The 8910-nt window shown below is 72.2% G+C and carries 10 protein-coding genes; 3 read left to right on the top strand and 7 right to left on the bottom strand.

Annotation, left to right across the window (positions count from 1 at the left end; translation table 11 throughout):
- Positions 1–49: 49 nt before the first annotated feature.
- Positions 50–1495, bottom strand: a complete 1446-nt coding sequence (locus tag ACFRQN_RS38295; protein WP_049658990.1) for an amino acid permease — start codon at positions 1493–1495, stop codon at positions 50–52.
- Positions 1496–1759: 264 nt separating this feature from the next.
- The gene (locus tag ACFRQN_RS38290) at positions 1760–2014 is read right to left on the bottom strand and encodes a hypothetical protein (protein ID WP_049658988.1); all 255 of its coding nucleotides are present in this window, start codon (positions 2012–2014) and stop codon (positions 1760–1762) included.
- A 146-nt stretch (positions 2015–2160) separates the two neighbouring features.
- On the opposite strand from ACFRQN_RS38290, the gene ACFRQN_RS38285 reads away from it, so the two are divergent.
- Both ACFRQN_RS38285 and ACFRQN_RS38280 read left to right on the top strand, forming a co-directional pair.
- Positions 2161–3156 carry a Ku protein gene (locus ACFRQN_RS38285; RefSeq protein ID WP_074005189.1) on the top strand — a complete coding sequence of 332 codons (996 nt, stop codon included), beginning with the start codon at positions 2161–2163 and terminating at the stop codon, positions 3154–3156.
- Positions 3157–3213: 57 nt separating this feature from the next.
- Complete coding sequence (locus ACFRQN_RS38280; RefSeq protein ID WP_049658984.1) at positions 3214–3519, top strand: hypothetical protein; 306 nt, start codon at positions 3214–3216, stop codon at positions 3517–3519.
- A 48-nt stretch (positions 3520–3567) separates the two neighbouring features.
- Here ACFRQN_RS38280 and ACFRQN_RS38275 read toward each other — a convergent pair whose 3' ends face one another.
- Together ACFRQN_RS38275 and ACFRQN_RS38270 are read right to left on the bottom strand one after the other, a co-directional pair.
- Positions 3568–4956, bottom strand: a complete 1389-nt coding sequence (locus ACFRQN_RS38275; protein ID WP_117486953.1) for an NADP-dependent succinic semialdehyde dehydrogenase — start codon at positions 4954–4956, stop codon at positions 3568–3570.
- A 120-nt stretch (positions 4957–5076) separates the two neighbouring features.
- Positions 5077–5358: a DUF6158 family protein gene (locus tag ACFRQN_RS38270; protein ID WP_049659828.1), complete on the bottom strand. Its 282-nt coding sequence runs from the start codon at positions 5356–5358 to the stop codon at positions 5077–5079.
- 140 nt (positions 5359–5498) lie between these two features.
- Here ACFRQN_RS38270 and ACFRQN_RS38265 point away from each other — a divergent pair, with 140 nt between their 5' ends.
- Entirely contained in the window at positions 5499–6482 is a 984-nt protein-coding gene (locus ACFRQN_RS38265; RefSeq protein ID WP_049659827.1) for an adenosine deaminase, read from the top strand.
- Between the two features lie 45 nt (positions 6483–6527).
- On the opposite strand, the gene ACFRQN_RS38260 is transcribed toward ACFRQN_RS38265, so the two are convergent.
- The 3 genes from ACFRQN_RS38260 to ACFRQN_RS38250 all read right to left on the bottom strand — a co-directional run bounded on the left by ACFRQN_RS38260 (position 6528) and on the right by ACFRQN_RS38250 (position 8698).
- On the bottom strand, positions 6528–7148 hold the full coding sequence (locus ACFRQN_RS38260) for a vitamin K epoxide reductase family protein (RefSeq protein WP_074005192.1): 621 nt from the start codon (positions 7146–7148) through the stop codon (positions 6528–6530).
- The gene (locus ACFRQN_RS38255) at positions 7145–7936 is read right to left on the bottom strand and encodes a DsbA family protein (protein ID WP_375874900.1); all 792 of its coding nucleotides are present in this window, start codon (positions 7934–7936) and stop codon (positions 7145–7147) included. Before ACFRQN_RS38255 ends, ACFRQN_RS38260 begins: the two co-directional genes overlap by 4 nt.
- Positions 7937–8038: 102 nt before the next feature.
- Entirely contained in the window at positions 8039–8698 is a 660-nt protein-coding gene (locus ACFRQN_RS38250) for a hypothetical protein (protein WP_380745217.1), read from the bottom strand.
- Positions 8699–8910 lie beyond the last annotated feature (212 nt).

Below are 8910 nucleotides of genomic sequence, written 5' to 3'. Positions count from 1 at the left end.
GCCTCCGCATCGGCTCCCGGGCCCGGCGTTCCCGCGCGGGGCGGACGGGTCAGGAGCCCGCCGCCGCCACCGCGGCCCGCCGCCGTCGGCCCACCACGGCCGAGGCCGCCAGCACGATGGCTGCGGCGACCAGCGACAGGTACATCTGCTTGCGTCCGTCGGCGTCGGTGAACATGTACGCCATGACGAACCCGATCATGCCCATGGCCGTCCAGGTCAGGTACGGGTACAGCCACATCCGGACGGTGTGCCGCTCGGGCATCTCGCGCTCGATGATCCTGCGCATCCGCAGCTGGGTCGCGCAGATCACCAGCCAGACGAAGAGCGCGACGGCGCCGGAGGAGTTGAGCAGGAAGGCGAACACGGTGTCCGGCGAGGTGTAGTTGAAGAACACCGCGACGAAGCCGAAGACCACCGAGGAGAGGATCGCCACCCGCGGCACGCCGCGCGAGGTCACCGTGGCGAAGGCCTTGGGCGCGTCCCCGCGCTGGCCCAGCGAGAACGCCATCCGGGAGGCCGTGTACATCCCGGAGTTGAGGCAGGACAGCACCGCCGTCAGCACGATCACGTCCATCACCTGGCCGGCGCCCGGGATGCCGATGTGGTCCAGCACCGCCACGTACGGGCTCGCCTTGACGTCGGCGGAGTCCCAGGGCAGCAGGGTGACCACCAGCAGGATCGAGCCCAGGTAGAAGATCCCGATCCGCCAGATCACGCTGTTGGTGGCCTTGGAGACGGCCTTCTCCGGGTTCTCCGACTCGCCGGCGGCCAGGGTCACGATCTCGCTGCCCATGAAGGCGAAGACCACCGTGAGCATGCCGGTGAACACCGCCCCCACCCCGTGCGGCAGGAACCCGCCGTGGCCGGTGAGGTTGCTGGCGCCGACCGCGTGGGTGCCCGGCAGCAGGCCGAAGGCGGCGAGGGTGCCGATCACCAGGAACGCGGCGATCGCGACCACCTTGATCCCGGCGAACCAGAACTCGAACTCGCCGTAGGAGGCCACCGAGAAGAGGTTGGTGGCGGTCAGCACCGCCATGACTATCAGGGCCCAGCCCCACTGGGGGACGCCCGGCACCCAGTTGTTGAGGATCTTCGCGCCGGCCGTCGCCTCGACCGCGAGCACCACCACCCAGAAGAACCAGTACAGCCAGCCGATGCTGAACCCGGCCCAGCGGCCGAGCGCCCGGTCCGCGTACGCCGAGAACGAGCCGCTCTGCGGGTCGGCCGCGGCCATCTCGCCGAGCATCCGCATCACCAGGACGACCAGCACGCCGGCCATGGCGTAGGAGAGCAGGATGCCCGGGCCGGTGGTCGCGATGCCCGCGCCGGAGCCGACGAACAGGCCGGCGCCGATCACGCCGCCGATGGCGATCATCGACAGGTGGCGGTTCTTGAGTCCGGCCTTCAGGTGGCCGTCGCCGCCGTGGCCGATCGGCCCGGTCTGGTGGGGGAGCTTGGTGGCCGTGGCCGGGGGCTTGGTGGTGTCCGCACTCATCTGGGTGCCCTGTGCCTTTCCCGCGCGGCGTGTCCCTCGGCTCGTCGCGCCGAGGGTGGGGGACTGACCCGCGCATTGCGTCGCAACCTAACTTCTACGCCCGAGTATCGGAACAATCCTTTGGTAACTGTTCGCTCAACGGACGGAAAAGGCCTGGTCGGGGTGGGTGGAAAGGTGGCATGGAAACCTCAAATCTGACGCATCGTCAGCATTCGGAAAGGTCGCCAAGCTCTGTTGGGGCTCAAATCGCCCGCGGGTGGCCGGTCAGATCGGCCGCACGTCGAGGACGGTGATCGACGCCTCGTCCGCCGGCCGCCCGGTGAGCCGGGCGGCGAGGATCCGGGGGATGTCGTCCTCCTGCGAGTATCCGGGCAGCACCGTGACTTCCGCGCGCCGTGCGCCGGGCTCGCCCCGCACCGCGTACGTCACCAGGTAGCCGTACCGCTCCGGCGGCGGCGCCTGGTCGCGTTCCCGCTGGTCCCGCCGGCCCCGCTGGTGCCCCCGGCTCCGGATGCCCATCCGCGTCGACCTCCTCGGCCCATTGTCGACGCGCTGTGGACGATCGGGGCAAACCAGAGCACAGTGGGACTCTCGGGACATGCCGTAGGAGCATCCCGAGCGTTCTCGGTGCCGGCCGGCTCCCGGCGCCGGTCAGGAGCGACCCCATGCAGACCACCTGGAAGGGGACGATCAGCTTCGGGCTGGTCAGCATCCCCGTCCACCTGTACTCCGCGACCCAGGAGCACGACGTCCCGCTGCACCAGGTGCACGCCAAGGACGGCGGCCGGGTGCGGATGAAGCGGTACTGCGAGCGGGAGGAGAAGGAGGTCCCGTACGCGGAGATCGCCAAGGGGTACGAGTCCCCCGACGGGCGGACCGTCACGCTCTCCGACGAGGACCTCGCCGACCTGCCGCTGCCCAGCAAGAAGATCATCGACGTGCTGGCCTTCGTGGACGAGGGCGAGATCGACCCGCTGATGTTCTCCAAGGCCTACTACGTGGGCGTCGCCGACAAGGCCGCCGCCAAGCCGTACGCGCTGCTGCGCGACGCGCTCACCGACTCCGGGCAGATCGCCGTCACCAAGATCGCGCTGCGCACCCGGGAGTCGCCCGCGGTGCTGCGGGTGCACGACAACACCCTGGTGCTGCAGACCTGCATCTGGCCCGACGAGGTCCGCCCGGCCGCGGGCATCGCGCCCGAGGGCGACGTCGCCGTCCGGCCGCAGGAGCTCAAGATGGCGCGGTCGCTGATGGACACCCTCTCCGAGGACTTCGACCTGTCCCAACTGCACGACGACTACCAGCAGGCGCTGCAGCAGGTGATCACCGCGCGGCTGGAGGGCGTCGAGGTCCCGCACGAGGAGGAGCCGGGCGAGGCTCCGGACAACGTGATCGACCTGATGGAGGCGCTGCGCAGCAGCCTCAAGCAGGCCAGGGGCGGGCGGGGCGGCGGGGCCGGGGAGGCCGCCCCGGAGGAGGCGGAGCCCGCGCCGCGCAAGCGCGCCCCGGTGAAGCGGAGCGCCTCGAAGGCAGCAGCCTCCGGGAAGGCCCCCTCCGAGACGGCCGCCTCCGAGAAGTCCGCCGGGAAGACCTCCGCGAGGAGCCCGGCGGCGAAGAAGACCACCACCCGGAAGCCCTCGGCTCCCCGCAAGGCCTCCTGACCCCACCGGGGCCAGGCACCCCTCCCGTCCAGCCGTCCAGCACTGGAGGCGATCCCGATGGACCTGCTGACCTACAAGGAACTCGACGCCGAACTCGACGCCCGGGCCGAGGCCGACCCCGCGACCCGCAGGGCCCGGGGCTTCGGGCACCGCGTCTGGCACTGGCTGCTCAGCCTCAGCCCCACCGTGGTGACGTTCATGATCGCGCTCTCGATCGGCCTCTGCATGGTCGCGGTCCAGGTGAGCCTGCTGCCCGTGCTGGTGCCGATGGCGGTCTTCTGGGGCCTGACGCTCATCGCGATGGGCGGCGTGGTCGCCCGCTGGATGACCCCGGGGCCGGGTCGGCACCGGATGGCGTCCTGACCCGGTCGGGAGGGGCGCGGGGCCGGACGGGCGCGGGCCCGGGAGGGCTCAGCCGATCCACACCGTGGTGATGTTGCAGAACTCCCGGATCCCGTGCCCGGACAGCTCCCGCCCGAACCCGGAGCGCTTGACGCCGCCGAACGGCAGCGCCGGGTGGGAGGCCGTCATCCCGTTGAAGAACACCCCGCCGGCCTGGATGTCCCGGACGAAGCGCTCCCGCTCGGCCTCGTCGGTGGTCCAGACGTTGGCGCTCAGCCCGAACGGGGTGTCGTTGGCGACCGCCACCGCCTCGTCCAGGTCGGCCACCCGGTAGACGGTGGCGACCGGGCCGAAGGTCTCCTCCAGGTGGATCCGCATCGCCGGGGTGATGCCCGTCAGCACCGTCGGCTCGTAGAACCAGCCGGTGTCCCAGCCCTCCGGGCGCCCGCCGCCGCACTCCACCCGGGCACCGTGCACCCGGGCGTCCTCGACCAGTTCCTCCAGGTCGTCCCGGCCCTGGCGGCTGGCCAGCGGGCCGACGTCGGTGGACTCGTCCATCGGGTCGCCGACCTTCAGCGCGCCCATCGCCGCGGTGAAGGCGGCGGTGAAGCGGTCGTACACGTCGGTGTGCACGATGAAGCGCTTGGCGGCGATGCAGGACTGGCCGTTGTTCTGCACCCGGGCCCGGACGGCGGTGCGCACCGCCGCGTCCAGGTCGGCGCTCGGCAGCACGACGAACGGGTCGCTGCCGCCCAGCTCCAGGACGGCCTTCTTCACCTCGTCCGCCGCGGTGGCCGCGACCGCCCGCCCGGCCGGCTCGCTGCCGGTGAGGGTGACGGCGACGACCCGGCGGTCCCGGATCACGCCCTCCACCGCGCCCGAGCCGATCAACAGGGTCTGGAAGCAGCCCTCCGGGAACCCGGCCCGCTGGAACAGCTCCTCGATCGCCAGCGCGGTGCGCGGCACGTTCGACGCGTGCTTGAGCAGGCCGACGTTGCCCGCCATCAGGGCCGGCGCGGCGAACCGGAGGACCTGCCAGAGTGGAAAGTTCCAGGGCATGACGGCAAGAACCGGACCAAGCGGACGGTAGCGGACGAAGGCCCGGGAGGCACCGGAGTCGGCGACGTCGGCCGGGGCCGGGTGCTCGTCGGCGAGCAGCTCCTCGGCGTGGTCCGCGTACCAGCGCATCGCCTTCCCGCACTTGGCGACCTCGGCGCGGGAGGCGGCGAGCGGCTTGCCCATCTCCTCGGTCATGGTGCGGGCGACCGCCTCCAGCTCCCGGTCCAGCAGGTCGGCGGCGCGGCGCATCAGTTCGGCGCGGGCGGCGAACGGGGTGCCGCGGTAGCTGTGGAAGGCGGCCTCGGCGCGGGCCAGCCGCCGTTCGATGCCGGCCGCGTCGAGCGGCTCGAAGGTCTGGACGGTCTCGCCGGTCGCGGGGTTGACGCTGGCGATGGGCATGCGGGGCTCCCAGGTGGGGTCACGGTCCGGTGCGTCTGCCCTCACACCCTCCCCGACCGCCCGCCTCCGGGCACGCCACCGGGCGCCCGGCGTGTCCCGGCGGGCGCGCGGCCCGCCCCGTCACTCCGGCAGCGACTCCACCCGGGCCGCCGCCTCCCGGGCGCGGGCCCCGGCCCTGGTCCGCGCGGCGGTGACCTGCCGGCTCGGGAAGCGGTGCAGGTACTCGGCCTCCAGCTCCCCGGTGCGCAGCGTGTGCCGCTTCAGCGCCTCCTCCGAGCCGTACAGGAACGTCTCGTGCCGCGTGCGGTGCAGCTGCTCCAGCTCGTGCAGGAGCGTGTCGTTGCCCAGGGCGTGCGCGGAGATGCCCGCGGGCCGGATGTGCGGGTCTTCGGCGTGCCGCATCTCGGTGCCTCCTCGGCGGAAGTCCCCTCCTCCAGGGTGCCCGCCGTCCGCCGCGGCTGCACCCGGTCCGTCGGCGCGGATCATAGGATGAATCCTTCCGTACACGTTCAGGACCACCCCGCTAGCGCTCGGACACCCACATGCCGCTTCCCAAGGCCGAACTCCACCTGCACATCGAAGGCACCCTGGAGCCCGAACTCGCCTTCGAGCTCGCCGCCCGCAACGGTGTCGAGCTGCCGTACGCCGACACCGAGGCGCTGCGCGAGGCGTACTCCTTCAGCGACCTCCAGTCCTTCCTGGACCTCTACTACGCGCTGATGGCCGTGCTGCGCACCGAGGACGACTTCGCCGACCTCGCCGACGCCTACCTGGCCCGGGCCGCCGAGCAGGGCGTCCGCCACGCGGAGATCTTCTTCGACCCGCAGGCGCACACCGCGCGCGGGGTGCCGCTGGGCGTGGTGGTCGACGGGCTGACCCGGGCGCTGGAGCGCGCCGAGGAGCGGTACGGCATCAGCACGCAGCTGATCATGTGCTTCCTGCGGGACGAGTCCGCCGAGTCCGCGCTGGAGACCTTCGAGGCCGCCCGCCCGTACTTCGGCCGGATCGCCGGCATCGGCCTGGACTCCGCCGAGGTCGGCCACCCGCCGGTCAAGTTCCGCGAGGTGTACCGCCGGGCCGCCGAGGCCGGGCTGCGCCGGGTCGCCCACGCGGGCGAGGAGGGCCCGGCCGCGTACATCACCGAGGCGCTGGACGTCCTCGGCGTGGAGCGGATCGACCACGGGCTGCGCTGCCTGGAGGACGGCGAGCTGGTCGCCCGCCTGGTGCGCGAGCAGGTCCCGCTGACCCTCTGCCCGCTCTCCAACGTCCGGCTGCGCTGCATCGACACCCTCGCCGACCACCCGCTGCGCGAGATGCTGGACGCCGGCCTGCTGGTCACCGTCAACTCCGACGACCCGGCGTACTTCGGCGGCTACGTGGAGGACAACTTCCGCGCCGTGCGCGAGGCCCTCGCCCTCGACCAGGAGACCCTGCGCCGGCTGGCCGCCAACTCCTTCCGCGCCTCCTTCATCAGCGAGGAGCGCCGCGCCGAACTCCTCGCCGAGGTCGCCGCGTACGCCTTCTGACCTGCCAGACCGCCGCCCCCGCGCGGGCGGGGGCGGCGGACGGGGTCAGAGCAGAGTGCTCCAGTAGTACCAGAACCGGTTGAGGACCAGCAGCGCGATCACCGCGTACCACAGCGCCGGGACGACCCAGTGGTAGCGGGCCGCCTCCCGGACGGCCACCCGCAGCCGCGGGCCCACCGGGATCACGCCCGAGCGCAGGTTGTGCAGCGTGGTGTACCAGAACAGCGGGATCACCGCGGCCCACACCACCATGCAGTACGGGCACAGCGCGCCGATCCGGTACAGCGCCTGGTACATCAGCCAGGTCACGAAGCCGATGCCGAACACCGTCCCGGCCTGCAGGCCGAGCCAGAACCAGCGCCGGAACGCCGCCCCGGACAGCAGCCCGGCACCGACCGCGATCACCACCCCGAAGGCGACCAGCCCGATCAGCGAGTTGGGGAAGCCGAAGGCCTCCGCCTGGTCGCTGCGCATGATCGAACCGCAGCTGATGATCGGGTTGATGTTGCAGCTGGGGACGTAGGACGGGTCCTCCAGCAGCCGGATCTTGTCCAGGGTGAGGACCGTCGAGGCGAACAGGCCGACGGCGCCGCCGATCAGCAGCAGCCAGGCGAACGGGCGGCTCGCGCCGTACCCGGGCCGCCCGGCGGGGGCGCCGGCCGTCACCCGGTCACCTGCTTGACCATCGCGGTGAACTGCTCGGGGGAGACGGCCTTGCCGTTGTTCAGGACGTCCAGCTTCTTGCCGTCCAGCTTGACGGTCGGGGTGCCGGTGACGTCGCTCTTGTTGAACTCCTCGTTCACCTTGGCCGCCCACGGCGCGTACGTGCCGTCCTGGACGGCCTTGACGAAGGCGTCGGTCTTCAGCCCGGGCACCTGGTCGGCCAGGTCCAGGATGTGGTTGACGTCGCCGAAGGCGTCGCTGCGCTCGTCCGGCTGGTTGGCGTACAGCACGTCGTGGAACGCCTTGAACTTGTCCACGCCCTCGTTCAGCGCGGCGCCGGCCGCGGCCAGCGCGGTGCGCGAACCCTTGCCGCCCAGGTTGTTGTCCAGGAACGTCGCCAGGTGGTACTCGACCTTGTACGTGCCGTCGTCGGCGAGCTGCTGGATCGCCTTGCCGGTGGTGGTCTCCAGCTGCTCGCAGAACGGGCAGCGGAAGTCCTCGTAGACGTCCAGGGTGTGCGGGGCGTCGGCCTTGCCGTAGGTGATCACGGTGCCGTTGGTACCGCTCGCGTTGGCCGGCACGACCAGCGGGCCGTTCGCGGCGTTCGAACCGGAGCCGGAGGAACCGCCGACGGCGAAGGCCACGCCCGCCACCAGGGCGAGCACGGCGGCGGAAGCGCCGCCGACCACCACCCGGCGGCGGATCCGGTCGGAGCGCTCGGCCTGGGCGCGGGCGACGCGCATGCGGTCGGTGGCGGAGGCCTTCTTGTCGGTCTTGCGGGTGTTGCTCATGGGGTGTCGTCCTGTGCTCTCGGGCGTACGGGTCGGCGCGGCCGGTCGGGGCCAGCGCGGGAGGAGAGAACAGCCGACTGAGCGGGCGGGGAAGCCCGTGGCTCAGACGGCCAGGGCGAACACCGGCGGACCGCGCCGGACGGCCGGACGGACGACGACGTCCTCGGCGGGGACCAGCACGCGGCTGGCCCGGGGGAACGGCACCCGGGACGGCGGACGGGCCGGCAGCGGCGCGACCAGCAGCCGCAGCCAGCGGGCGGCGGCCGGCAGGTGGCGGTGCAGGAACTCGCCCAGCATCCGGACGGCCCCGGCCAGGCAGCAGAGCGCGGCGTCCGCGCGGCTCAGCCAGAAGGCGCCGGCCAGCGCGATCACCGTGTGCAGCAGGAGGAGTAGCAGCAGGCCGGTCTGGGCGGAGACGCCGTGGCCGAGCAGGAAGCCGCCGAGCGAGCCGCCGCCGCAGAGCAGCGGCTGGAGACCGTGTCCGGTGCCTGGCGGCAGCGAGGGACAGGTGCTCTGGGCGAGGTCGAAGAGGGCGCCGGCGGCCAGCTCCAGCGGCAGGAACACCGCCGCGACCGCCGGGAAGCCGCGTTCGCGGCCGGCCAGGGCGAAGGCCGCGGCGAAGACGGCGGCCGAGGCGAGCAGCATCGGGCCGACGGGGAGGGTACGGCCGGTGACCAGGACCTGGCCGAGCCCGGCGAGCAGCACGACCAGCGCGGCGAAGACCGCTGCGCGGAGCGTTCTGGTGACCGGGCTGGTGTTCATGGCATCCGAGTGTGCCACAGGTTGAATGTGGAACAGCCTCCTGGGACGAAGGCTGTGAAGAGGGTCACCACCTGGGCTGAGCTGGGCTTATGCGGGGCTTACGGGAGTTGGGGTGGGGGTGTGGGCTCTCGGGAGGGTGGGTGGCGGGGGTGGCTCCGGGGGTGGTCGCTCCGGGGGCTGGATGATTTTCAGACTGCCAACCCTGGAGGTGG

It is taken from the genome of Kitasatospora sp. NPDC056800, from assembly GCF_042789775.1.
GTDB lineage: Bacteria > Actinomycetota > Actinomycetes > Streptomycetales > Streptomycetaceae > Kitasatospora.
Note: the sequence above shows the minus strand (reverse complement) of the source record. Positions and strands in the feature narration are given on the sequence as shown.